At 57.4% G+C, this 22906-nt stretch carries 24 protein-coding genes and 1 pseudogene; 19 read left to right on the forward strand and 6 right to left on the reverse strand.

What is annotated here, in order from left to right; translation table 11 throughout:
- Positions 1-253: 253 nt before the first annotated feature.
- Entirely contained in the window at positions 254-1105 is an 852-nt protein-coding gene (locus H6A60_RS07065) for an arginase family protein (RefSeq protein ID WP_205102748.1), read from the reverse strand.
- 255 nt (positions 1106-1360) lie between these two features.
- On the opposite strand from H6A60_RS07065, the gene H6A60_RS07070 reads away from it, so the two are divergent.
- Entirely contained in the window at positions 1361-2569 is a 1209-nt protein-coding gene (locus H6A60_RS07070) for an MFS transporter (RefSeq protein ID WP_205102750.1), read from the forward strand.
- 79 nt (positions 2570-2648) lie between these two features.
- Here H6A60_RS07070 and H6A60_RS07075 read toward each other — a convergent pair whose 3' ends face one another.
- Positions 2649-2900: a helix-turn-helix domain-containing protein gene (locus H6A60_RS07075; RefSeq protein WP_205102810.1), complete on the reverse strand. Its 252-nt coding sequence runs from the start codon at positions 2898-2900 to the stop codon at positions 2649-2651.
- A 14-nt stretch (positions 2901-2914) separates the two neighbouring features.
- Here H6A60_RS07075 and H6A60_RS07080 point away from each other — a divergent pair, with 14 nt between their 5' ends.
- On the forward strand, positions 2915-3097 hold the full coding sequence (locus tag H6A60_RS07080; protein ID WP_205102752.1) for a hypothetical protein: 183 nt from the start codon (positions 2915-2917) through the stop codon (positions 3095-3097).
- Positions 3098-3411: 314 nt separating this feature from the next.
- Here the strand turns inward: H6A60_RS07080 and H6A60_RS07085 are convergent, their stop codons facing one another.
- Positions 3412-6141 (reverse strand): heavy metal translocating P-type ATPase, encoded by a 2730-nt coding sequence (locus H6A60_RS07085; protein WP_205102754.1) that lies wholly within the window; start codon positions 6139-6141, stop codon positions 3412-3414.
- A 161-nt stretch (positions 6142-6302) separates the two neighbouring features.
- On the opposite strand from H6A60_RS07085, the gene H6A60_RS14220 reads away from it, so the two are divergent.
- The 4 genes from H6A60_RS14220 to dcuC all read left to right on the forward strand — a co-directional run bounded on the left by H6A60_RS14220 (position 6303) and on the right by dcuC (position 10170).
- Entirely contained in the window at positions 6303-6920 is a 618-nt protein-coding gene (locus H6A60_RS14220) for a hypothetical protein (protein ID WP_239477643.1), read from the forward strand.
- A gap of 216 nt (positions 6921-7136) precedes the next feature.
- The gene (locus H6A60_RS07095; protein WP_205102758.1) at positions 7137-7904 is read left to right on the forward strand and encodes a TetR/AcrR family transcriptional regulator; all 768 of its coding nucleotides are present in this window, start codon (positions 7137-7139) and stop codon (positions 7902-7904) included.
- Between the two features lie 4 nt (positions 7905-7908).
- A complete protein-coding gene (locus H6A60_RS07100; protein WP_205102760.1) occupies positions 7909-8535 on the forward strand; it encodes a flavodoxin in 627 nt (208 codons plus the stop codon).
- A 261-nt stretch (positions 8536-8796) separates the two neighbouring features.
- Complete coding sequence (dcuC, locus tag H6A60_RS07105; protein ID WP_205102762.1) at positions 8797-10170, forward strand: C4-dicarboxylate transporter DcuC; 1374 nt, start codon at positions 8797-8799, stop codon at positions 10168-10170.
- A gap of 118 nt (positions 10171-10288) precedes the next feature.
- On the opposite strand, the gene H6A60_RS07110 is transcribed toward dcuC, so the two are convergent.
- Positions 10289-11203: a LysR family transcriptional regulator gene (locus H6A60_RS07110; protein WP_205102764.1), complete on the reverse strand. Its 915-nt coding sequence runs from the start codon at positions 11201-11203 to the stop codon at positions 10289-10291.
- 351 nt (positions 11204-11554) lie between these two features.
- Here H6A60_RS07110 and H6A60_RS07115 point away from each other — a divergent pair, with 351 nt between their 5' ends.
- From H6A60_RS07115 to H6A60_RS07135, 5 genes are all read left to right on the forward strand, one after another.
- The gene (locus tag H6A60_RS07115; protein WP_205102766.1) at positions 11555-12151 is read left to right on the forward strand and encodes a zinc-dependent alcohol dehydrogenase; all 597 of its coding nucleotides are present in this window, start codon (positions 11555-11557) and stop codon (positions 12149-12151) included.
- Positions 12148-12609: a zinc-binding dehydrogenase gene (locus H6A60_RS07120; RefSeq protein ID WP_205102768.1), complete on the forward strand. Its 462-nt coding sequence runs from the start codon at positions 12148-12150 to the stop codon at positions 12607-12609. Before H6A60_RS07115 ends, H6A60_RS07120 begins: the two co-directional genes overlap by 4 nt.
- A 171-nt stretch (positions 12610-12780) precedes the next feature.
- Entirely contained in the window at positions 12781-13770 is a 990-nt protein-coding gene (locus tag H6A60_RS07125) for an aldo/keto reductase (protein WP_205102771.1), read from the forward strand.
- A gap of 115 nt (positions 13771-13885) precedes the next feature.
- On the forward strand, positions 13886-14926 hold the full coding sequence (locus H6A60_RS07130; protein WP_205102773.1) for an alpha/beta hydrolase: 1041 nt from the start codon (positions 13886-13888) through the stop codon (positions 14924-14926).
- 253 nt (positions 14927-15179) lie between these two features.
- Positions 15180-16349 carry an iron-containing alcohol dehydrogenase gene (locus tag H6A60_RS07135; protein ID WP_205102775.1) on the forward strand — a complete coding sequence of 390 codons (1170 nt, stop codon included), beginning with the start codon at positions 15180-15182 and terminating at the stop codon, positions 16347-16349.
- Positions 16350-16503: 154 nt separating this feature from the next.
- On the opposite strand, the gene H6A60_RS07140 is transcribed toward H6A60_RS07135, so the two are convergent.
- Together H6A60_RS07140 and H6A60_RS07145 are read right to left on the reverse strand one after the other, a co-directional pair.
- A complete protein-coding gene (locus tag H6A60_RS07140; RefSeq protein WP_205102777.1) occupies positions 16504-16902 on the reverse strand; it encodes a peptidase dimerization domain-containing protein in 399 nt (132 codons plus the stop codon).
- 10 nt (positions 16903-16912) lie between these two features.
- A complete protein-coding gene (locus H6A60_RS07145) occupies positions 16913-17305 on the reverse strand; it encodes a hypothetical protein (RefSeq protein WP_205102779.1) in 393 nt (130 codons plus the stop codon).
- Positions 17306-17397: 92 nt separating this feature from the next.
- On the opposite strand from H6A60_RS07145, the pseudogene H6A60_RS13925 reads away from it, so the two are divergent.
- The 8 genes and pseudogenes from H6A60_RS13925 to H6A60_RS07185 all read left to right on the forward strand — a co-directional run.
- A pseudogene (locus H6A60_RS13925) lies at positions 17398-17601 on the forward strand (PAAR domain-containing protein); the annotation flags it as partial.
- Positions 17598-18860, forward strand: coding sequence for a hypothetical protein (locus H6A60_RS07155; protein WP_205102783.1), 1263 nt, complete (start codon positions 17598-17600; stop codon positions 18858-18860). The pseudogene H6A60_RS13925 and the gene H6A60_RS07155, both read left to right, overlap by 4 nt.
- A gap of 1 nt (position 18861) precedes the next feature.
- The gene (locus tag H6A60_RS07160) at positions 18862-19257 is read left to right on the forward strand and encodes a hypothetical protein (RefSeq protein ID WP_205102786.1); all 396 of its coding nucleotides are present in this window, start codon (positions 18862-18864) and stop codon (positions 19255-19257) included.
- Between the two features lie 256 nt (positions 19258-19513).
- Positions 19514-19999 (forward strand): hypothetical protein, encoded by a 486-nt coding sequence (locus H6A60_RS07165; RefSeq protein ID WP_205102789.1) that lies wholly within the window; start codon positions 19514-19516, stop codon positions 19997-19999.
- A gap of 505 nt (positions 20000-20504) precedes the next feature.
- On the forward strand, positions 20505-21089 hold the full coding sequence (locus H6A60_RS07170; protein ID WP_205102791.1) for a defense against restriction DarA-related protein: 585 nt from the start codon (positions 20505-20507) through the stop codon (positions 21087-21089).
- A 12-nt stretch (positions 21090-21101) separates the two neighbouring features.
- Complete coding sequence (locus H6A60_RS07175) at positions 21102-22373, forward strand: defense against restriction DarA-related protein (RefSeq protein ID WP_205102794.1); 1272 nt, start codon at positions 21102-21104, stop codon at positions 22371-22373.
- 12 nt (positions 22374-22385) lie between these two features.
- Complete coding sequence (locus tag H6A60_RS07180) at positions 22386-22763, forward strand: hypothetical protein (protein WP_205102796.1); 378 nt, start codon at positions 22386-22388, stop codon at positions 22761-22763.
- A 31-nt stretch (positions 22764-22794) separates the two neighbouring features.
- Positions 22795-22906, forward strand: a 112-nt coding sequence (locus tag H6A60_RS07185; protein ID WP_205102813.1) for a MerR family DNA-binding transcriptional regulator, incomplete at its 3' end; no start/stop codon positions are given.

Consider the following 22906-nt stretch of genomic DNA (forward strand, 5'->3'; position numbering starts at 1 on the left):
GTGCGGTACGCTCGCCGGCAAATCATTTTGTGTTGGTATTTATTATATGCGTAAGTCGGTACCGAAATACCAATATAAGCTCAAAAAGTCGGTGGCACTGGCAGTTGTCGGCTCGCGGAGGCGGGCGATCCGGACACACAAACGGCCAATACGAGGCCGCAGATTCGACACAAAACGATGGTGAAGGCACGACGTGAGTATGCGGTAGCAGCGCAGGTCGTCGAGACGCCGTGCCAAGGAAAACGCCGACGCGTCAGTCCGTCAGGATCTGGAGCCCCGCGAAAAGTTTGTGGAGGCGCTCTTCGTCAAACGGCAGGTACTCGGCAATCGTGAAGCCCGAGACCGTACCGTTTGCTGCAATGACGCCGAGAATGCGCGCGAGTTCATCCATCGTCATGCGTCCGCCGCCCGAGCCGTCCCCCGTAAGCGCCGGATTGGCGAAGTAGGTCGAATGGAAGCACTTGGGATCGAGGACGTCGATGTCAAGATGGACGAGAATCCGGTCGTATCGGCGAACGAAGTCGGCAATCTTCTCGCTGCCAACGAACGCCTCGTTCTGCAGCATGAAGTCGACGCCAGCATCTTCAAGGAAGCGGCGCTGGTAGTCGAGGAGTCCCTGCAGGCCGACGTAGAGAAGGTCCTTCGCTCCAAAGGGCGGATTCTCCATTTCGACTTTGAGCGCTTCGGCGCCGCGTCCGAGGAGCGCGCCGAGCACCATCGCGTGTGCGTTCGGGTAGCCGTTTTCAGGGAGCGACACATCGGGATGCGAATCAATCCAGACGATGCCGGTATTCGGGTTGAGACCATGCAGATAGTCGAAGGCGGCAAGCGAAACGATGCAGTTGCCGCCGATCGTAACGATACGATCGGGCGCTTCACGGGCAATGACCGCTTTGGCGTTGCGGATGCCGGCTTGGACTTGGTCGAGTTCGGCAATGCCGTTTGTGACGACAGGCGCACGCCCGTCGGGCGGCGTAATTTTGACTTCTACGAGCGGCTGCTTCGGGTTTTCGGGCAGGATGTGAGACAGAAGCTTTGCACCGAAATAGTACGTTTCAAGCCCGCCGCTCGCATGGTCGGGATAAAGCAGTCGAATGGTCTTCATCTTGGTTTCCGGTCATTGGGATTGAAAAGAAGATTGAAAAGAAATCTGTAGCGAACACTTCAAATATACAAACGCATCATACCGATTTGAAGCGCTTTTGAAAATGGATTTTGAATGCCCAATAGGCATGAATGTGAATTAACTATAGGCATTTGAAATAGAAAGAATGAATCGATAGGATTCGGACATCGATCAACCGATTCGGGTTCCCGTACGCCGGCCTCGGGTACACCGGATGATTTGGCTTCCCATCAAATGCAAAACAAACGAAATGCACTCCTCGTGCCGATTCTGACGCTCGGCGTTTTCGGCATTCTCAATACCGAAATGGGTGTGATCGGCATGATTCCATTGATTGCCGAAACGTTCGGCGTCTCCGTCCCGACGGCAGGCTGGACGGTGACGATCTTTGCGATCGGTATCGCGATATGCGGTCCCGTGACGCCGATGCTTTTCTCAAGATTCAACCGCAAGCACGTGATGCTCATTTCGCTTGGCGTCTTCATAGCGAGCAGCGTGATCGGGATGCTCACGACCGATTTTTGGGTCCTGCTGGTTTCCCGCGCCGTGCCGGCCGTGTTTCATCCGGTCTACGTGTCGATGGCTTTTACAGTTGCTGCGGCCTCGGTGCCGAAGAACCAGGGACCGAAGGCGGTTGCGCGGATATTCATCGGCGTCTCGGCCGGCATGGTGCTCGGTGTCCCGGCAGCGGGCTTTATCGCGAGCGAGTGGTCCTACGCGGCAGCAATGGGATTTTTCGCTGTCGTCAATATCGCTGTCTTTATCCTTACGCTGCTTTTCGTGCCTTCCATGCCGGCTGACGGCGTCAAGACCTACGGCGAACAGGTCCGCATTCTTCGCCGACGCGAACTGCAGCTCGCGGTCGCCGCGGTGATTCTCACGAACGGCACGACCTTCGGTTTTTTCAGCTTCCTCGCCGATTACCTCAAGACCGAAACCGGCCTTACCTATTCGGTCGTAAGCTTTGTGCTCTTTCTTTACGGCGCGGCGAACATAGTCGGGAATGTGCTCGCCGGCAAATGGCTCGCGCAGGCGCCGGCGCGGACGATCCGGTGGACGACGGCCGGACTCGCAGCCTATTTAGCACTCATCGGCGTCGTTGGCGGCACAGCCATTCCGATGGCGATTGCCGTTATCCTCTTCGGCATCCTCACGGGCCTATCGAGCAACAACAGTCAATACCTCATCAGCCGCGCCGCGCACGACGCGCCCGAGTTCGGCAACGGTCTTTTCCTCTCTGCGGCCAACACCGGTACTGCCGCAGGCACGGCGCTTTGCGGCGTTTTCATCGCCGAGTGGGGTATTGCGGCGTCGGTTGCAGGCGCGTTGGTGTGCCTCGCGCTTTCGGCCGCCGTTCTCCTGCCGGCGGCGTCTCGGATAGAGCGGTCGTTAGAGTCCGAAAGAGCGTCGGCTCACGATGGCTGTGCTTATGCCGTCGACTGATTGGGAATCGCGAGCGGCGCACGGCTCTGCACCGGGCGGCAGGTTTTCTGTTCTATTTGTCCAGAAGCGCCTAACCGCCTTATCCGCGGTTGCGGCATTCGTTGGGCGTGAGTCCGTATTTGGCTTTGAAGAGCCTCCCAAAGTGCGACGCGTTCTTAAAGCCGTTGCGAAGCCCGATTTCTGCGGCAGAGCGCGCCTCGTCGTTCGAGAGACGCAGTTCGACGGATGCACGTTCGAGCCGCATATCGAGAAATTTGGCATGAACGGTTGTGCCGACCTCACGGAATAGTTCAGCGAGAAGGCGCGAAGAAATGCCCGTGTGTTCCGCAATGGTTCGGACATCTGATGCGTCCCCTCATGCAGCGTCATACGCCGAGCGAAGACGTCGAAAAGGCGCTCGTTACGCGCCGCAAAGGCATCGAAACGATGATGGACTTCTACGAAGTGACGATCGAACGCCTGACCGGCGAGTGCCGCAACGAATCCTACGAAGCGTTCTTCGGCCGCAAGTGCGTTGAGCCGAAGTAATCGCCCGTTGCATTCCTTTATTTAAACAGCAAACCCGCAATCGGATTCGTGAGATTGCGGGTTTGTTGCAAAAATGAAAGAGTGTTGCCGGCAGAAAGATTAAGCCCGAGTTGTTTTCGAGTCATTTTGTATACAGTGACTTCTGCAACTCTGTCGTAGAAGGTAATTGCATCTTAACGAACTTCTGGAGACAGTACGTCGTTTGTGCGATTGAGGAGCGCTTCTTGAAATCGGGAGAATGTCAAGAATCAAACGATTACTGAAGAGCTCGTGCAAGTCGCGCGGAAGTAACTTGCACGTGCTCCGAGGTGAACTCAGCGAACTTCGCCTGCTTTGAACCCAAGCGAATTCACCGTTTGAACGAGCATCTCGTCGGTAACGAATTCTTCGCACGCAACGGTCGCACACTTCTTTTCGAGGTCGGCCTTGACGGAGGCGACGCCCGGCAGCGCCGAAAGCGCCTTTTCAACACGTGCCGTGCAGTTGCCGCAGTGCATGCCGTCGATCATGACGATTTTTTCCTTCATGATGATTTCCTTTTGCTTGTGAGTGGATTGTTCGGTATTGGATCCGCCTAAGAGCGTTGCCGTCCCGGCGGGGGCGAATTTGGGTTTAAAGAATCGAAGCCGCAGCGCGTTCGTGACGACCGAGAAAGACGAAAGGCTCATCGCGGCCGCAGCGATCATCGGGTTGAGGGTGAGGCCCTGCGAGGCAAAGACACCTGCCGCGATCGGAATGCCGATCGCGTTGTAGATGAATGCCCAGAAGAGATTCTCCTTGATATTGCGCATCGTGGCGCGCGAGAGTTCGATCGCAGCTGCAACATCAAAAACGGAACTGCGCATCAAAACGACGTCGGCCGAGGCAATGGCGACGTCCGTCCCGGCGCCGATGGCGGCACCGACGGTCGCCGCGGCGAGCGCAGGTGCGTCGTTGACGCCGTCGCCAACCATGACGACGCGCTCTCCGGCCGCTTTGGCTTTTTCGATTTCGGCGGCTTTTCCGTCGGGCCGAACCCCTGCGACAACGCTTTCAATGCCGGCTCGAGCCGCAATTTCGCGGGCGGTTCGCTCGTTGTCGCCCGTGAGCATCGTGACCTCAAGACCGAGCGACTTGAGCGCAGCCACAGCGTCTTTGCTGTCGGGTTTGATCGCGTCGGCAATGCGAATGAGGCCAAGGACCTCACCGGGTGCGCCGGCGGTCCCTTCAGTGCTGCCTGTGCCGGCAATGCCGACGACGATCGGCGTTTCACCTGCATCCGCTGCGCGCTGTGCTTTGATGGCGAGATTGTCGGGAATCGGCGCGTAAAGCTCTTCGGCAAGTCGTGCGTTCCCTGCGAAGTAGGTTTTGTCGCCCATTTTCGCCGTGATGCCCCGGCCTTCGAACTGCTCAAAGTCCGTGACCGGAATCACGGGGAGCTTGCGCTTTTTGATTTCGTCGACAACGGCGCGCGCGAGCGGATGCTCGGACGGGTTTTCAAGGGCGCCCGCAGCAAAGAGAAGCGGCATCTCAAGCGAGTCCGTCGCGGGTTCAATGCCGGTCACGACGGGTTTGCCGGTCGTGACCGTACCCGTTTTATCGAGATAGGCGGCGTTCACCGTACCGAGCGCTTCGAGCGCGGCGGCGCTCTTAAAAAGAATGCCGCGTTTGGCGCCCGCACCCGTGCCGACCATGATGGTCGTCGGTGTTGCGAGACCGAGTGCACACGGGCAGGAGATGACGAGCACAGCAATGGCGTTCGTCAGTGCGAATTCAAAGTCGGCGCCGAGCGCGAGCCAGACGATGAGCGTCACGACGGCAATCGCAATCACGACGGGCACGAAAATGCCGCTTACTTTGTCGGCGAGACGCGCGACCGGCGCCTTGGAGGAGGTCGCTTCGTCGACGAGCCGAATAATGGCGGCAAGCGCCGTTTCGTCGCCCACTTTCGTCGCCTTCATCACGAAGTGTCCGCTCGCGACAAGGGTTGCGCCCGTGAGCGTGTCGCCCGCAGCCTTCGGGACCGGCACGCTTTCGCCCGTCATCGCCGATTCGTCCACGGTGCCCGATCCTTCAATGACGACGCCGTCAACGGGAATCGTTGCGCCTGTTCGAAGCACTACCTTGTCGAGCGCCTTGACGGCTTCGCGCGGCACCACTTTTTCTTTTCCGTCAACAAGAATGACGGCTTCCTTCGGGGCGAGCGCCATCAGCGCTTCGATCGCACCGGCGGTCTTGCCCTTCGCGCGCGCTTCGAGGAATTTGCCGACCGTAATGAGCGTCACGATCATGGCCGCGCCCTCAAAGTAGAGGCTGTGCGTGAGGGCAAGCCCCTCTTCAATGCGGCCCATGCCAGCAAGCGACGCCATCTTGAGAATTACCCAGACGCCGTAGAGGAAAGAGGCGCCCGCGCCCACGGCAATGAGCGAATCCATATTGGGCGCGCGCATCCAAAGCGCCTTGAGGCCGCGGGTAAAGAAGACGCGGTTGATGAAAAGAGGCGGCAGCGACAAAAGCAGCTGCAGCAGCGCACACACGAAGCCGTTCTCGTGACCGGCCAGGAATCCGGGCATCGGCAGCTCCATCATGCCGCCCATCGAAACGTACATGAGGGGAACGAGGAAGGCGAGCGATACGGTCAAGCGCCGCTTGACGGCGAGCGCTGCGTCTTCCGATGCTTTGGCGGCCGAAGCGTTCGCGCCCCTCGCCGACGAACCGAGACTGTTCGAGGAGCTCTTGACTTCGACCTCCGGCGTACTCGCACCATAACCGGCATCCTCAACGGCGTGCACGATGGCAGCGGCGGCAGCATGCTTCTCGACGCCCGCGGCCAAAGTCACTTCCATGGTGTTCTTCAAGAGATTCACAACAGCCGTATCGACTTCTTCGAGTGCGTTCGTCACCTTTTCGACGCGCGACGAACAGGCAGCGCAGCTCATGCCCGTGATGTCGAAGTGAAGCTTCTCACCGCCTTTGGCAATCGGGCAGGTCTTCGCGGCATCGGCAGGCACGGCGACGTCTCGGCTGATTTTTTCTTTTTGTTCGTTACCTTGGTTGTCTGTCATGTATTGGCTCCGAGCAGACAGTCAATGGCCGGGGCCCGCATATAGAGCGTTCCGGTCGCATTTGTTGTCTGCATCTGAGAATAATTCTTGTTAAGGAGCTTATACCTTGAAGGGGCTACAAGGTCAACACCTCGAAAGACAGAGAGAGCGGCGCGACTGAGGTGCGTCTCGAAAATCGGCCGCGGCGACGCCGGAAACGAAAGCCGCCCGAGATTTCCTTCGGGCGGATGAGGCAGGAGAAGCGCGGGCCCGGCAACCTTCTCGGCTGCAGATTGCGTTCAGCGCAAGCATTCGGCAAAGACGCGGCGGTTTTGAATCTTCTCGCGCTTGAGCGTTCATCAACAATTGAACTGGTGGAACCATTTCGAAACCGCCTGCCAGCGGCCGTCGAGTTTGATCAAGGAGAGGCAGTCGTTGCAGCAGGCGCCGGCGGCATCTTTTTCCATGTCGATGCGTACGACGGCCGTTGTCGGCGTGATCGCAAGCTCGTCGATGCGCCCTTTGAGTTCGGGCGCAGGGCCCGCGCTGCGAACAAAGTCGTAAAGATTCTCAATCGGGCCGCCCAAGAGCGACTTTCCGCCGACAAGGTCCTACATGCTGGCTTCGGGGTGGAACGCTTCGACTACTTACTCGGCGGTCCCGGTTTGAAGCCCTTCGACGTATTTGGCAGCCGCTTCAATGACGGCGTTCTATTCGCTCACGGTAATCGGTTTTTCATTCGACATGGTCATGCCTCTCGTGGTTTTGTTCCGAGCTTCGAATCAATGAAAGAAGGATGAAGACGCTCGGCGGGAAGAATTGCCGACACCGCCGAGCCCGTGACGGTAAAGGTCATAAGAAAGAATCGGTCTCTCAAATTCTGGAGCGATCGATACATTGATATGATATGTGTATCGAGTGCTAAAAAAGAAGGCGGCTCATCGAATACTTGTAATTGCGCGGCTCAGAGTGTCGAGCGAGCCTGATGAAGATGTGACGGACGAAGAGGAAGCGCCATGACGACAAAAGAACGAAAAGAAACGGATGACGGCCTGACCGAAGTCCGGACGACGGCCGAGACGAAGACCGAGACGAAGACCGAGACGGAGAGCGGCGCCTTGCGAAACAATGCGGCTGTCGATTCGGGAGCGCCGAAATCGGGGAAGACGTCACGTTCGACCAAGGGGAGGCCGCGCGCTTTCGATCGACGCACAGCGCTTGTTGAGGCGTTGCGCGTCTTCTGGCGTCTGGGCTACGAACCGGCGTCCGTTGCCATTCTCTGCAAGACGATGGGGATCAACCCGCCAAGCTTTTATGCGGCGTTCGGTTCAAAAGCCGAGCTTTTCATCGAAGCCGTTAACTACTACGAAGCGGCGTATTGGTCCGAACCGCTCCGAAATCTCGAACGCTACGGCAAAGGCAGCGTCTTCGAAGCTTTCGAATCGTTCTTTGACGAAGCGGCCGAAATTCTGCTCAATCCCTCGAACCCTTCGGGCTGCATGGTGGTGCTCGCCGCCGTCAATATTTCACCCGACGAAAGCGAAATCAGCGCGCTCGTGCGTCGGCTTCGAATAGAGACCTGCGCCGTCTTCGAACGTCGTCTGCGCCGCGCCGTAGAAGAGGGGGAGCTTTCTAAAGAAACTGACGTCAAGGCGTTAGCCGACTTCATCAACATTTTCCTCGAAGGCATGTCGATTCAGGCCAAAGACGGCATGGATCTCGCAACCTTGAAGCGGGCCGTCCGTCCGCTGCATGCGGCCCTCAGAGCCGCTTCATCAAAATAGAAAGATGACCGACAAATACGACCGCCGCAGCATTCTCAAAACCGCCGGCATGAGTGCCTTTTTAACGGCGCTTGCCGGACGGGCAACCTTTCACTCGACAGAGAGCCTCGCAGCAGAAGCCAACCAAACGGGTAAGAAACCGGCCCGCCCCCTCAAGCGCGCCGCCGTGGTCTACTTCAGCCGCTCGGGACACACGCGCCGCATTGCCGAAGCGATCGCCGTGACGACCGGCGTGCCGCTCTTCGAGATCACGCTCAAAACGCCGTACTCGGACGACTACAAGACGGCCGCCGCTCAGGTGAAGGCCGATATCGAACGGGGCGTGCGTCCCGAAATCCTCATGCCCGAACTCGATCTCGACGACTTCGATACGCTCTTTCTCGGTGCGCCCACCTGGTGGCATCACATTGCGACGCCCGTGCAGGCATGGCTCCTCGCCGTTAACTTGAACGGCAAGACCGTGATGCCATTTACCACGCACGGCGGCGGCTTCGAAATGGAAACCCGCGAGGACTGGGCGGCATACTGCATGGGCGCCGACGTGAAGACTTCGCTGGTCATCTGGGGGCGCAACTGGGGCGACTTCACGGACGACGTTGAAGATTGGCTGGACGAATCGGGCATTCGCTGACGTTTATTCGGGTGACCACGGTGCAGTGACATTTGCCGGGCTACTGATTCATCGGTGCGTCGCCTAAGCGAATACGCGAGGCTTCACCATCCTGTCTTGGCGCTCGAGAGCGGCGGTGCTAGTCTTTCGGCGGACCGGCCGCAGTGCTGCCGACCTTTCGTTACGGGCAGCTGCGGCAGAAACAACAAGACCATTACCATCCTCAAATCCTCAAATCCTCAAATCCTCAAATCCTCAAATCCTCAACCCGGAGAAACTTTTATGTCTGCCATCACACCGTGGCTCGGCGTTCTTGTGCTGATTGTTTCGGGCTGGGCCGTCGTCAAAAAGTACCAAGTCAACATGGTGCTCTTCTTGGGCGGCCTCGTTCTCAATATCCTTGCGCTCCTTGGCGGGCTCGACACGCTCATGGCCAAAGGGTCGACGGGCTTTATCGGCTTCGACCTCGTAGCTCTGCTTCACCAGATCAGCACCTCCCAGATTGCGGGTGTCGGCTTCATCATTCTCGTTTCGGGCGGCTTTGCCGCTTACATGCAGGCGATTGGTGCCTCAGACCGCTTCGTGACGGTTTGCGCGTCGCCGCTTTCCTTCGTGAAGAATCCGTATCTGATTCTCGCGCTCGTCTTCATTTTCGGGCACTGCCTGAGTCTCGTCATCACATCTGCGGCAGGCCTGGCGATGCTGATGGTCGTGACGGTTTATCCGCTCATCATCCGCGTGGGCTGCTCGCCGCTTTCGGCCGCTGCGGTCGTTGCGAGCGTTCTCATCATCGGGTACGCGCCTGCTTCCGGGACGGCGAATCTTGCTGCCGAACTCATCGGGCTTGAACCGATCGAATATTTCGTGAAGTATCAGCTCCCGATGGCCGTACCCGTCGTGATCGCGATGGCGGTCTCGCACGTTTTCGTGCAGTACTGGTTCGACCGTCGAGAAGGCACGGGCGAAGTCGCGGACTTGTCCGAACTTGCCCAAAAGCGCCGCGACCTCGAAAAGGCGCCCGCCTTCTACGCAATCTTTCCGGTGCTTCCGATCGTCTTCCTCTTGATCTTCAACAAGATGGTCTTCAAGACGGTGACGCTCAATGTGCCGACGGCGATGTTCATCTGCTGGCTGCTCGCGTTCCTCGTCGACCTTGTCGTTCGCCGCAACGTGCGCGAATCATTCGACCTCTCATTCGCGATGTTTAAGGGCATGGGGAGCATTCTGACGAGCACCGTCGGCCTCATCTTCGTCGCGGCGTTCTTCGCAAAGGGCCTGCAGAACGTCGGCATCGTCGATCTGCTTCTCTCGGCCGCGCAGGGGCTTGGTCTCGGCAGCACCGGCATGGGCGTCGTGCTCTCGGCCATCATCGGCGCTGTCACGATTCTCACGGGTTCGGGCGTTGCCGCCTTCACAAGCCTCGGCCACATCGTTCCGGACGTCGCTGCCGGCATGGGCTCGGACGGCATTGCCATGATGCTCATGATGCACACCGCGGCCGAAATGCTGCGCGCGATGTCGCCCGTTGCCGGCGTCATCATCATCGTGGCGGGCTTTGCCAAGGTGAATCCGCTCACCATGGTGAAGCGCACGTCGATTCCGATTCTCGTGGGCTATGTCGTGATGCTTGCGACCGTGTCGATGCTCTTTGGCTGATGCGGGCGACTGACTGAGGTGCGGCAGCGTCCGCAGCCTTGCGGCAGTTTAAGGACCTTCATCGTTCCATCTCGGAACGCATTTCGGGCGGCACTTCTTCGGATGCGCCGCCCGAAGTCTATTCTTCTCGTCGAAAGGAGGCGCTTACGACATCGACAAAACGTCGCACGGTTTCGCTCGGCTCTTTCGGGAGCATGAACCCGAATCGGGCCGTAACCGTCCAGTCGAGCTCAATCATGCGAAAGAGCGGGTGCACATCGGACCAGCAGCCGATATTGAGAATAAGCCCCTCTTCGGTCAACGCTCGGTTGAAGACGTCGATATCGAGAAGATCGAATTCAGTGAAGCGTGCATCGGGTACGCGGGCGCGAAGTTCGGTCTGCGCGGCATCGAAATCTTCGAGCATCCCGAAGCGCGGCAGAAAGATTTTGCGTCCCGAAAGCTCCGCCAAACCGATCCGATCCCGTTCAGCAAGCGGATCGCCCGTCGCAACGGAAAGACCGATCGGTACGCGCTCGAGGACGACGCCCGCGCAGTTGTAGCGCGCGAGAAACCGCTCGTCGAAAACACCCGCAATGATGTCGATTTCGTCGCCCAAGCGCTCGAGCGAACGGTCGACTTCAGCGCGTGTATTGCCGTATGAAATGAGCCGCATCTTGGTGCCGGGAAGTTCTTCACGGTGCCGATACCAGCAGTCGAAGACGTAGCGCCCCGAGAAGACGGCCGAGGTGCCCACATTGATTTCGTTTTCATCGGAAGCTGCAGCTCGTGCAATATCGCGCAGGATTGAATCCGAGAGTGCGATGAGCGCTTCGGCCTCAAGGCGCAGCCGTTCGCCGGCGCGCGTGAGCTTGAGGCCTCTGGGCGTACGCTCGAACAAGGGGGCGCCGATCCCGTCCTCGAAAGTGTTGATCTGTTTGATGAGGGCCGTGGGCGTCACGTAAAGACGCTGCGCCGCCTGCGTGAAGCTTCCCGTTCTGGCACAGGCGAGAAAGGCATCCAGGCGTCGGTTGTAGAGACGAAAGCTCGACATGATCGGTTCCAAGCAAAGACGAAAAGTGCGCGCTTCGAGTCCGCAGATCGGGCTGACCATTTATGCGGCAAACACTTTTTCGTTGATGCAGGCAATGCGTGAACGATTGACGTGATCGGAAAGTTTCTTTTGGATAGCTGCAGCAGAGAGTAATCGAAATTTCTGGAAAAAGAAAGAAGGAAGACGTTTGGGCTTCTCTGTGAACTAAAAGTTCATAGCAATGAATAAATTTGAACTTCTCTTAAAGTTCACGCCGACATACATTTTGAGGCGTTGAAATCATCCCGCCAGAGACGCAACCGCCGCCAACGACGAGCGAGTTGCCGTGTGTGGTTTTTAAGGAGAAAGATCATGACCGAAATGATGAAGACGGCCGTTCTGGTCGGTCCGGAAAAGCTTGAAACGAAGTCTGTGCCCGTGCCTGAAATGAAGGCAGGCGACATTCGCATTCGCGTGTCCGCGTGCGGTGTTTGCGGCTCCGACATTCACATGTGGAAAACCGAGCACGGCTGGAACCCGAAGCACACAGGCGACTTCTGGATGGGGCACGAGTTCTGCGGGGTCGTAGAAGATCCGGGCACGAGTCACTTTAAAGCGGGCGACCGCGTCGTCTTCTGGGCGAACCTCTACTGCGGCGAGTGCGACATGTGCCGCGCCGGTCTCGAGCACCTCTGCCGATCGGTGAACGGCACGAACTACATCGGTTTCGTCTGCTGCGGTGCTTATGCCGAGAAGTTTGTTGGTCCGGCGCGCCTTGCCTACAAGCTCCCCGACGCCGTGACGGATACGGACGCCGCGCTGATCGATCCCCTCATGGTGGCCTATCACGCCGTTCGAAAGTCCGGTCTGAAGCTTCACGACAAGGTGCTCGTCGTGGGTTCGGGCATCATCGCGCAGATGATGGGTGAACTCGCCAAACGCGCCGGTGCGTCTTATGTCGCCATGTGAAGACGAACGACCGCAAACTTGCCAAAGCGCGCGAAGTCGGGGCCTTTGACGCTTACCTTGACGGCAAGGCCGAGAATCGCCGTGAGATCTACGACGAAGCTTCGGGCGGGGGCTTTGACGTCGTATTCGAAGCCGTCGGATCGGCTTCGGCTCTGGCTGCATCGCTTGACGCCGTGAAGCCGGGCGGCACGGTTGTCACGGTGGGCAACACGATCGACGCGACAATTCCGATCGACATCAACCGCCTTGTGCTTCGCGAAACGCATTTGATCGGCAGCGTCTCCTGCACCCGCAAGGAATTCGAAGAGACGATCGATCTCATTGCCTCCGGAATGATTGATCCGAAGCGTTATGTCACCGATGTTGTCCCGATCGAGGACATGCAGCATGCGTTTGAGCGCCTCACGTCGCACACCGATCCGGTTCTGAAGATCGTGATGAAGCCCGATGCGGCTTGAGAATTGGGCGGGGAAGGGCGCAATCGCGCGTCAAAAGTGAATCAAAAGTGCGCATTGCGCCGATCAAACGATCGGCACCGGCAAAACGAAAGTCGGATTCGACAATCGCGGCCGGTGCCGCACCTGCAAAATGGATGGCAGCAAACGTACGTTCGATAGGGAGCGTTGACCATGGAATACAAGAAACTCGGCCGCACCGGCCTCCTTGTGAGCCGCCTTTGTCTCGGCACCATGAATTTCGGCTGCGGCACCGATAAAGCCGCCGCGTTTGAGATCATGGACCGCGCTTTCGAGAGCGGCATCAACTTCTTCGATACGGCCGATGTCTACGGCGGCCCGCAGCGCCCGGACATTCCGCTCGGCTACGGCATCTCGGAAGAAATCATCGGCGAGTGGCTGCAGAGAAGCGGCAAGCGCGACGAAATCGTCCTTGCAACGAAGCTCTATCAGCCCATGATTCCCGGCCCGAACGGCGGCCGGCTTTCGGCTTATCACATCCGAAAAGCGTGCGAAGACAGCCTCCGGCGCCTTAAAACAGACCACATCGATCTCTACCAGATGCATCACTTCGACCGCCTGACGCCGTGGGAGGAAATTTGGGAAGCGATGGAGGTGCTCGTGCGCCAGGGCAAAGTCATTTACACGGGGAGCTGCAATTTCCCGGGCTGGGGCATCGCCGCCGCGCAGGGCGAGGCCCGTCGGCGCAACTTCATGGGACTCGTGAGCGAACAGAGCCGCTACAGCCTTGCGTGCCGGGCGATCGAGCTCGAGGTCTTGCCTTCGGCACGCTGGCACGGACTCGGCGTCATGACTTACAGTCCCTTGGACGGCGGCCTACTGGCGGGCGCACTCAAAAAAGCTGTCGCGGGTTCGCGTCGAGCGAAGCCTTCCCTTCCCATTCGCGACCCGAAGTTTTACGAGCGCGTCGCCGCTTATGAAGCGCTTTGCGACGAAGCGGGTCTCGCGCCCGCCGATGTGGCGCAGGCTTGGGTGCTTGCGAATCCGGACGTCACGTGCCCGATCGTGGGACCGCGCACGATCGAGCAGCTCGAGAGCTCCATCAAGGGGATGGAAGTCAAGCTTTCGGCCGACCTGATGGCGAAGCTCGACGAAATTTTCCCGGGCCCGGGCGGCGAAGCGCCCGAAGCGTACGCCTGGTGAGATTCAGGCCACAATAACGCTTGACCGAAGCACCGACCGGCTGCGAGTGAAACAAACCGCGCCGGTTTCGGCTTGAGCGGCAAACAAGGAAAAACATCAGAACGGATAGAACGAGATGAAAAAAAGCGCACTTTCGATCGTCCTCGGGCTCTCGCTGGCCATCGGCTGGGTGAGCATGGCGGGCGCAGCCGAAGAAAAGCACTTCCCGGCGCCGACGACGCTGAGCCCGGAAATGTCTGCCTCCGTCACGGCCGCGCCGCCGCCCCTTTGGTTGAACGGGGTCGCCAAACCCGCCGACATCACGCCGATCGCAAAGGCCTATGCCGAGAGCGCCGCGAAGGCAGCGATCGACATGGCGGCGCGCTACGGCGTGAAGCTCGAAGAGACGACGCTCGGTGGCGTCCCCGCATGGGTTCTCACGCCCGCGAATCTCTCGTCTGAAAAGGCCGACAAGATCATCTTTCACATTCACGGCGGCGGCTACATTCTTGGCCACGGTGCGGCCGGCACGGGCGAAGCGATTCTGATGGCCGCGCACGAAGGCTACAAGATCGTCTCTGTCGACTACCGCATGGCGCCCGAGCACCCGTACCCGGCCGCGATCGACGACGCCTTCAAGGCCTACCGCGCGCTTCTCGAAAAGGTGCCCGCGAAGAACATCGCGGTTTTCGGGACGTCGACGGGGGGCGCCATGACGCTCATTCTCGGGATACAGGCGGCCGAGGCGGGTGTCGACATGCCCGCTGCGCTCATTTCGGGAACGCCCTGGTCGGATATGGACAAGGTCGGCGACACGTACTATACGAACGAGCATGTCGACAACATCCTCGTAACCTACGACGGCCTCATCAAGAGTGCTGTTGAAGCTTATGCAGGGAAGAACGACCTCAGAGACCCGCACATTTCGCCCGTTTATGCCGACGAAAAGATCCTCGCGAAATTCCCGCCGACGCTCCTCGTTTCGGGTACGCGCGACCTTTTTCTGAGCAACACCGTGCGCATGCACGAGCGGCTTCTTCTCGCCGACGCCCACGCGGAGCTCATCGTCTACGAGGCGATCTCGCACGCGCAGTACTACTTGAATGAAAAAGCGCCCGAAACGCGCAAGCACTACCGGCTTCTCGGGAAGTTCCTTGAGCGCACGCTTCTCAAGTAAGCGAAGAAGGCTGTGCGGCAAAAGGGGGACTGTGTCGGCTTTCTCGCGAAAAGAGAGCTGCGTCTTTCGTTTCCGGGCGGCTTCCCGCATGAGACGAAATGCGCAAGGATGCGGCGCTATCGAGCAAATGCCTGACGAAGAGCCAGTGCACTATTGACGGCAAGCATCGGGCGCTCGGCATCTGCGGCCGGAGCCGACAAACGACAACACCCCAAACATCACCGATTCATTTAAAAACGCGAGGAAAACAAACATGCTCGGCAACTTTACATACTGCAACCCGACGAAACTCTATTTCGGCGACAAGTCCCTCGAGAACCTTGACGCCGAACTCGCCAAATACGGCCCCAACGTGGCGCTTGTATACGGCGGCGGATCCGTCAAGAAGTCGGGCCTCTACGATCAGGTGATCGAAATTCTGAAGCGCTGCGGCAAGAACGTCGCCGAAATCGAGGGCGTGATGCCCAATCCGACGCTCAAGAAACTGCGCGAAGGCATCGAAATCGCCCGCGCTGCGAAGGTTGACTTTATTCTCGCCGTTGGCGGCGGCTCGGTCTGCGACTACTCGAAGGCGCTCGCCGTTTCCGTCAATTGCGACGACGATCCCTGGGAGAAGTATTACGTCCGCTTTGAGGAACCCACCTGCGAAATCGTCCCGGTGGGCTGCATCCTCACGATGCCAGGCACCGGTTCCGAAATGAACGCGGGTGCAGTCATCACGCACGACGTCACGCGCCAGAAGATCGGTCACGTCTTTGCGGACGAAGCCGTGATGCCGCGCTTTGCGATTCTCAATCCGCTCTATACGCTCACGCTCCCGAAGCGCCAGATGGTTGCGGGCATCTACGACATCTTCAATCATATCTGCGAGCAGTACTTCTCGGGCGAAGACGATTCGACGAGCGACTACCTGAGCGAAGGCCTCATGCGCTCGCTCATCCACTCGAGCCGCATCGCGAACGCCGACCCCAACAATTACGAAGCGCGCTCGAACATCATGTGGACGGCCACCTGGGCCCTCAATACGCTCATCTCCCGCGGCAAGACCACGGACTGGATGGTGCATATGCTCGGCCACGCCGTGGGCGGCCTCACGGACGCGACGCACGGGATGACGCTCGCGGCGGTCTCCCACGCCTACTACAGCCACATCATGCCGTACGGGCTCCCGAAATTCCGCCGATTTGCCGCAAACGTCTGGGACATCAACGTTGAAGGGATGACCGACGAAGAAGCCGGGAAGGCGGGTCTCGCGGCAATGGAAGCGTGGATGCGCGAACTGGGCCTCGCCATGAAGACGTCCGAACTCGGCTTCACAGCCGACATGGTCGAAAAGGCCGCAGACTACACGATCGTTCTGAAGGGCGGCTACAAGGTACTGACCCGCGAAGAAATCGTCGAAATCTTCAAGACGAGCCTCTGATGTAGCCCGGCGGCTGAAGTCCGACGCATGAAAAACCGGCAGGGACGCATTTGCCTCTCTGCCGGTTCTTTTATGGTGCGCGAAAACGCTCAGGCTGCGCAGAAGAACGAAATCGGGCGTTTAGACGGACGGAATGAAAAGGCGTCAGGCTTTGTCATTCCATCTTCCAGCGAACATGCGCCGGGGCACCGCTAGCCGTGAGGTCGCCCGCTTTGACGCCGCGGAAAGCGTTTTCGCGTGCGACGCCCGCGTCGATCGCTTTTTTGAGCTTCTCGAGCGCGGCAGCGTCTTCGTTTTTGATTGTCACCTTGAACGCGGCGTCGGTTGCGATGGCGTTCACGGTGCTCCCGCCATTAAAGTCGCTCACGACCGCTTCGGGGAGCGCCTTTTCGATTTCACGGATGGCGTTGGCAGCGGCGTGCACGGCGTTCGTGTTGCCGTAAGAACCGTAAGAGTGGCCGCCCGGCGCCGAGATCGAAACGGTGTGGGTGCCGGCAAAGGCCGTGCCCGCAGCAAGGAGGGCACAGAAAGCAAGCGAATGATGAAACTTCATGGCGAACTCCTTACTTGTACATTTCTTCCGTCGTGCGCGGACCGATCGGTCCGAGGGCGGGTTCGACCGTCTTGCCGTCGGCCGTGTTGTAGCCTGCAGCGAGGAGTCCCATCATGATGAGGCGGTAGACGCGCTTGCTTTCGGCTTCGCCGTTGCCGGGAATGCCCCATTCGTACCAGGTGTGTCCGCCCTGCGATGTTGCCGTGGTGCCGACGGCGATGTTGATGGTCGGGATCCCGATCGCGGCCGGAACGTTGTCGTTCAAGGACTGCGCTTCGAGCGGCAAGTCTTTGCGCTCGTCAATGCCGAGAAGCTTCGCCGTTTCCCAATGCGCCTGAATGATCGGGTCGTTGAGGTTCTTTCGAACACCAGCAGGACGATCGCCGAACCAGACGAGCTCCATTTCGAGCGCGCCCTTGTCGCCCGTCTTGAGTAGGAGACACGTGCACGGGACACGGCAATTTCCCGCCTAGAACCTGCGATTCAGGATCTTCAAACGTTTTTGTGAACGGCATTGCCGTTACGCGGCAGGGCGACCACTGGGTTACGCACTCGAACGGCGACTCGAGCCACGACGGGACGCTCGCAGGCGGATCGGGAACGGTGTACGCGAACGGAAAGCCCGTCGCACGCATCGGCGACATGATTTCCTGCGGAAGTGCAGTGTCGAAGGGGTCTCAAAACGTTTTTGCGGGTTGAATGCGGAAAATGCGCCCGAAGCCGTCAGCCTCGGATCATCAGAATGGATTTCATTGAAACGAAATCACGGGGAATCCTTCACGATGAACGCGGTAGAGGCGGCAGGACTGACCAAGAGGCTCTTTGAGGCCAAGCGCGAACTGCAGACGGCCGGAGCCGTCACGCGCATCGCCATTACGGGAACCATCCTTGAACTGCGCAAAAAACTCGGCGCATGGAAGCGGGTACAAGCTGTTTTGGATCGGCTGGCGGCCAATCCATTCGACGAAAGCAAAAACCTGAAGCCCGCCGAATACGTCGAACAGGTGAAGGCGTGGCTTCCCGATTCACTGATCTGCTTTAAGAAGGCGGAAGCCGGAAACGCCAAGGGAATTGCGCATGCGCTCGCCGAAGTTCTAGGGCGTTATCCGGAGTTGGCAAACTCTTCGGAAATGAAATTGCTTGGGACCGGAGCAGAGCTCCTGGCAGAAAGAAAAAAGCAGTTCGACGAAATCGAGAGGAGAGTCGATGAAATGATGAAGACTGCGGATGTCAGCCGTTATCAACGCTTCGCAGCGGCCAAATTCGATGGCACAATTCATGACGCCATTCAGTATCGCAGGTGGAGGTGTTACGGAAATTACAACTTGACTATGGAGTTGGCGAAAAATTACGGCGTCCAAAACGACAAAAGAATCAAGGCTTATGTAAAGGACAGTAGTGAGGTCACGCCTGAATTTCTAACAATTCTCCGAGAAGTTTACGTGCGCGCATATGCAAAATCGCAGTACTTTAACGAGCTCAAATACACGAATCCAAAAATTCTCAAACCAGAAGTTTCCATTCCAAAGTTCAGGGGGATGGATAAATCAGAACGCGCATATGCCTATTGTGCTTATGGTTATGGCGTCATAATGACGAGCCACTTCAGGAAGAATTTGACCAATAGCGTCAAACGTGATGAATCGGAGAGCTTTCACCCTCAAGGAACTTTGGGACCGGATAGCCAATCCGATGCGGCGCGCAGCGTTATCGCTCACGAACTGGGCCATTCCATGGATGCCATGCTGAATTTGCAATACAACGCTGAGATTTTGGATTTGTGGAAAACTCACAAAAAGACGATGCGTGATGATTTGAGCAGGTATGCGGGAACTAACGTCAAGGAAATGATTGCCGAGGCGTTCAGTGAATACATGCTGAGCAAGGCCCCGAGGCCGTTAGCGCAGAAGATTGGGCAAATCATCGATAATGAATGCGCCCGCCGTTTTGGGGAATGAGATGGAAGACGATTTTGACGATCTGATGGACGATGGCGATCCGGAAATGACCGAAGACGAACGGTGGGAGGAAGAGTACGGGACTCGGCAGGACTGGCTCGAAGACAAAGACTCCCCCATGGCGAAGAGCTTTACGGACGCCTACAAGGCCTTCCTAGCTAATGACTGTATCGGCATTTTGAGCTACGAAGAAGCTAAGGAAGAATATAAAAGACAATCTGGACGGCCTCCGGAGTTGATCGAAGAATGCCCCGAGATTGAGTGGGTGGAGCGTCAGCGCCAAGAGATTCGCGAGTGGCTGAAGTCCGTGAAGGCAACGCCCGAGCAGGTGGCTGAAATGGAGGTCTACATTCGAAAGAATCTCCCGTTCGAGCCGTGGCTCCAGATGGCCTACTGATCAAAAAAAGCCCCGCAAGTCGGGGCTTCGGCATATTTGAACGATCTAATTCTGTTTTTGGAAAACGCCTTGATGGGTAGGCGCACGGAATCCGCAGAATTTCTCCATAGAGCCAGAACGGAGGGATTCGATGGATTCGTACATGTTGCTTCGGCGCCTCTTTCTGAATACATGTGCACTTGATTCGGTGGCAACGTATGCTGAGTTGCAGCCTTATTTTGACTGACTTAAACGCAGAGAGAAAATTTCCAGTGTCTTGAAGGATTTCGTAAATGATCGACTTTATGGGCGATCATACACGCTGCAGATGAAAAATGATGATGGGAGCGAAGAGATCATTTCCTTTGATGTAAAGGGTTCACTCCGAACGGAACCATTCAGTACGATCAGCATGCTCTCGGCTGAAGAAATGTACGCTGTTGCGAAATACATTCTTATAGCTTTATCGCAACTTGATGAAATTCTGATGCATGGACGTAAAACCAGGATGGTTGAACGAGATCCGAATCATAAAAAACATGCGGGTGCGAAATTTGTATATTCGCTTCACCCCGTGAAAGACGAAGAATCGGGGAAAAAGTTTCCCGCATTAGCTGAGATCCTTTTGCCAACATCAGGAGCCAATGAGGTATATCAGCTCAATGTAAAAGGTAGCGGTACATTCAACGGCCGAGTTAAGCGCCTTAAAGGGGCGTTTTCAGTCTCGCCAGATGCAGTTATTATCCGAATGGCCGAAGGATAAAAAAATAGCGCCAACCCTCACCTTTTCCCCGCGCGGTCCAGTTTTTGAGTTGACGCCCTACGGTTCGAGTCAGCACCACATTTGGCAATCGCGGGCTCCCAGATGAAATCCGGGGGATTGCGGCCTTCATTACCCTCGAACTTTCGTTTCTATAGGCGATTTTACATCACGGGGTGGTGGGGCTCAATAGGCTCGGAATTTTCTTTCCAAAGCGTGTTCAACGGCTTGCAGTTCTTGAGGAAACAGAGTGACGCCCCACATTGGGATCAAAGAAGACGCCACTCCTCACTTGGCCGCGAGCAACCTCAGATTTTGGAATGGCGTCCTATGGCTCAAGTCGGTACTACTTTAACGGTGTCTCGCCCTTAATCCAGTAGCCCTCAGTTGCCTTGAGCTTTCGTTTTCTAACTTCCGTATTACCGTAGATCGCCCATCAGGGAAAACGGCGCGATTTCGGGCATGGGCCTAATCCGAAAATTGAGAGGTCAACTTTGAGGTACCTCTCATGCCAATTGGAACTTTCGGTTTTGAAGACTTGTCGTCGAATGACAAGGCCCTTCGGACTTTCACGCGGGCTTTCGGCCGACAGGGGGCAAACGTCGTTCAGACGGAAGTCCCTCAGCGCATCAAGCGAACGGCCGGAATTTCGTACAAGGAAGTCAATCTCACTTTCGCAGACTCGCAGACGGTCACGCTATGCGTCAAAAAGACGGGCGACATCTTTCAGGTGAAGCTCAACGGAAAGGCGTTGCCCATCCGCAATCAGGACGACCCGAAGAAGGCGATTAAAGAAATCGTAGACGCCATGGATTCTGGCCGAGCCGCATTCCAGCGCAAGCTCGCGCGCGTTCAGGTCAAGGTTCCGGCTGGGATCAAGACGGCCGCGCCTCGCATTGAGGCGGTTCTCACGGAGAAGGTGACCTCTCTTAAGGAGGCTATCGCCGAAGTGAATAAGCGTTGCGACGAACTGCGCGGTGAGATCGCCAAGGTTGAACAGCAGACGCAAGAGAACAACCTGCAGGCTCAGCAAATGCTGAATGGCCTGAATGCCGATATTGCGGCTTTTGAAAAACTGCGAGACGCCGCTTAAGGAGTGATAGCAATGCTTGGAACCGTGTATTGGAACGAAGCGGCGGAGCCGAAGAACGTCTCGCTCGACCGACTTCTTTATGACATTCGACGCGACGACGCGGCTGATGGGCTCATCTTTGATGCCGTGACGGAATCGGACATTCTGGAAAATCCCGAGACGGAGGCGATTCTCTCGCTCGATGCGCTCACGTCTCCCTACAGCAAGCTTGAACGCAAGATGCAAATCATGCTTCAGGTGATGGAGCGCTCCTCCGGGACGGACAAGCCCGTCAACATGCAGCTCTCGAAGCCCTTCAAGAACCGAGGCGTCGCGAACGTTGCCGCCATCTTCGAGCTCTCTGACGGGCAGACGATTTCGATCTACTTCCACAACCCCGATTCTCAGCCCTCGAAACTCGCGCCGAAGGGCGAGATGATTTCGTGGAAGTGGCTCCTCAATAAGAAGGACATCACGATCGTCGTCGCGCCGGAACACGGAGAAGACCTGAACGTTCGTGAAGTCGCCCGCCGAGTCATGAAGCTCGCGGAGAAAAACTCGGCGGCGTTCCAGCGCGCGAATGCACGACGAGCGGAGCGCATGCAGAAAATCGCGGACATGAAGAGCGAGTCCGGATCGCTCGAAAAGGAGCTTTCGGATGCTCAGGCCACGCTTGCGGCGCTTGAGACCTCGCTTTCCGATGCCAAGATCAAGCTGTCTGACTCTGAAACCGCCCTTAAGGCGGCTAACGAAAAGGTCGAGGAGGGGCGAAGCAAACTTGAAGCCGAAAAGAAGGCGTTCGAGGAAGAGCGAGCCCGACAGGAGGCCGAAAAGGAGGCGGCTCGCAAAGCTGCGGAAGAGGCCGAAGCCGAACGAAAGGCTGCTGAGGAAGCCGCGGCGAAGGTCAACGAATCGCCTAATGACGCAGCTCCTGCGCCCGCTTCGGACGAAAAGCCGCAAACCTCGTTATCAGAGAACGAAGTGCCACCCTCGCCGGTAGATGAAACGGCTGTCCCAATGATGGATCCGCAGGAGCTTTCCAAGCCCTCCAGCAAGCGTGTCGACATCATGCCGGAGCCCGCATCGAGCACTGAAGGCGGTGACCCGCAGTGGGACGCCGACAAAGCAGTTCTGCAGCAGGTCATTGACGGAACGCATCCGCAGATGGATGATCCTGCGCTCTCGGACATCCTCACGCAGATTTATGGCCGTTGGGAAGGGGATGAACAAAAGACGGCCGTTGTCAATCAGGCAATCGACGCCTGGGCGAATTACGCGCTTAAGGTGACGGAAAACCTCGTGTAAGGAGCCGTGAGCATGACGCCTATCGAAAGATTGAAGCTCGTTGCCGAACTGACGGCGCTTCACAATACGGCCCCTGAAGCGAATGAGGCCGACAGGGTCAAGCAATCGGAGCGGATTCACGAAGTTCGTTCCCTTTTGACGGGGAACGAAGACGAGAACGAGGGGAAAGCGGAGCCGCTGGAGTGGCACGAAATTTCAGGCGCAAAACTGCCGCCGCCATACTTTCCCTGCGTCATTACGCCCGCCGAAGCCGCGCGTAGCCCGTTCTTTAAGCACCTCTACGACGAACAGCAAAGGATCGTCAAGGAAATCCGAATCGAAGACGGGAAGGCCATGTTCGCTGTGCCGAGCGGCACTGCGATCGAAAAGGGCTTGAATCAGTTAAAATAAATCTACTCGAATATAACTATTTATTGCCAAAATGAGTAGGTATATAAGCATCGGAGAAGCTGCGAAAACTCTTGGGGTCTCCATTTCGACCCTTCGGCGATGGGATGCGGAGGGCAAGCTGCACGCGAATCGCACCCGTTCCG

This window comes from Sutterella massiliensis (genome assembly GCF_016899755.1).
GTDB classification, from domain to species: Bacteria; Pseudomonadota; Gammaproteobacteria; order Burkholderiales; family Burkholderiaceae_F; genus Sutterella; species Sutterella massiliensis.

Bases quoted from the DNA above. Each gene is read 5' to 3' on its own strand.
- H6A60_RS07065 (WP_205102748.1), bottom strand. From the start codon at position 1,105: ATGAAGACCATTCGACTGCTTTATCCCGACCATGCGAGCGGCGGGCTT.
- H6A60_RS07070 (WP_205102750.1), top strand. From the start codon at position 1,361: ATGCAAAACAAACGAAATGCACTCCTCGTGCCGATTCTGACGCTCGGC.
- H6A60_RS07080 (WP_205102752.1), top strand. From the start codon at position 2,915: ATGCGTCCCCTCATGCAGCGTCATACGCCGAGCGAAGACGTCGAAAAG.
- H6A60_RS07085 (WP_205102754.1), bottom strand. From the start codon at position 6,141: ATGACAGACAACCAAGGTAACGAACAAAAAGAAAAAATCAGCCGAGAC.
- H6A60_RS07095 (WP_205102758.1), top strand. From the start codon at position 7,137: ATGACGACAAAAGAACGAAAAGAAACGGATGACGGCCTGACCGAAGTC.
- H6A60_RS07100 (WP_205102760.1), top strand. From the start codon at position 7,909: ATGACCGACAAATACGACCGCCGCAGCATTCTCAAAACCGCCGGCATG.
- dcuC (WP_205102762.1), top strand. From the start codon at position 8,797: ATGTCTGCCATCACACCGTGGCTCGGCGTTCTTGTGCTGATTGTTTCG.
- H6A60_RS07110 (WP_205102764.1), bottom strand. From the start codon at position 11,203: ATGTCGAGCTTTCGTCTCTACAACCGACGCCTGGATGCCTTTCTCGCC.
- H6A60_RS07115 (WP_205102766.1), top strand. From the start codon at position 11,555: ATGACCGAAATGATGAAGACGGCCGTTCTGGTCGGTCCGGAAAAGCTT.
- H6A60_RS07125 (WP_205102771.1), top strand. From the start codon at position 12,781: ATGGAATACAAGAAACTCGGCCGCACCGGCCTCCTTGTGAGCCGCCTT.
- H6A60_RS07130 (WP_205102773.1), top strand. From the start codon at position 13,886: ATGAAAAAAAGCGCACTTTCGATCGTCCTCGGGCTCTCGCTGGCCATC.
- H6A60_RS07135 (WP_205102775.1), top strand. From the start codon at position 15,180: ATGCTCGGCAACTTTACATACTGCAACCCGACGAAACTCTATTTCGGC.
- H6A60_RS07140 (WP_205102777.1), bottom strand. From the start codon at position 16,902: ATGAAGTTTCATCATTCGCTTGCTTTCTGTGCCCTCCTTGCTGCGGGC.
- H6A60_RS07145 (WP_205102779.1), bottom strand. From the start codon at position 17,305: ATGGAGCTCGTCTGGTTCGGCGATCGTCCTGCTGGTGTTCGAAAGAAC.
- H6A60_RS07160 (WP_205102786.1), top strand. From the start codon at position 18,862: ATGGAAGACGATTTTGACGATCTGATGGACGATGGCGATCCGGAAATG.
- H6A60_RS07170 (WP_205102791.1), top strand. From the start codon at position 20,505: ATGCCAATTGGAACTTTCGGTTTTGAAGACTTGTCGTCGAATGACAAG.
- H6A60_RS07175 (WP_205102794.1), top strand. From the start codon at position 21,102: ATGCTTGGAACCGTGTATTGGAACGAAGCGGCGGAGCCGAAGAACGTC.
- H6A60_RS07180 (WP_205102796.1), top strand. From the start codon at position 22,386: ATGACGCCTATCGAAAGATTGAAGCTCGTTGCCGAACTGACGGCGCTT.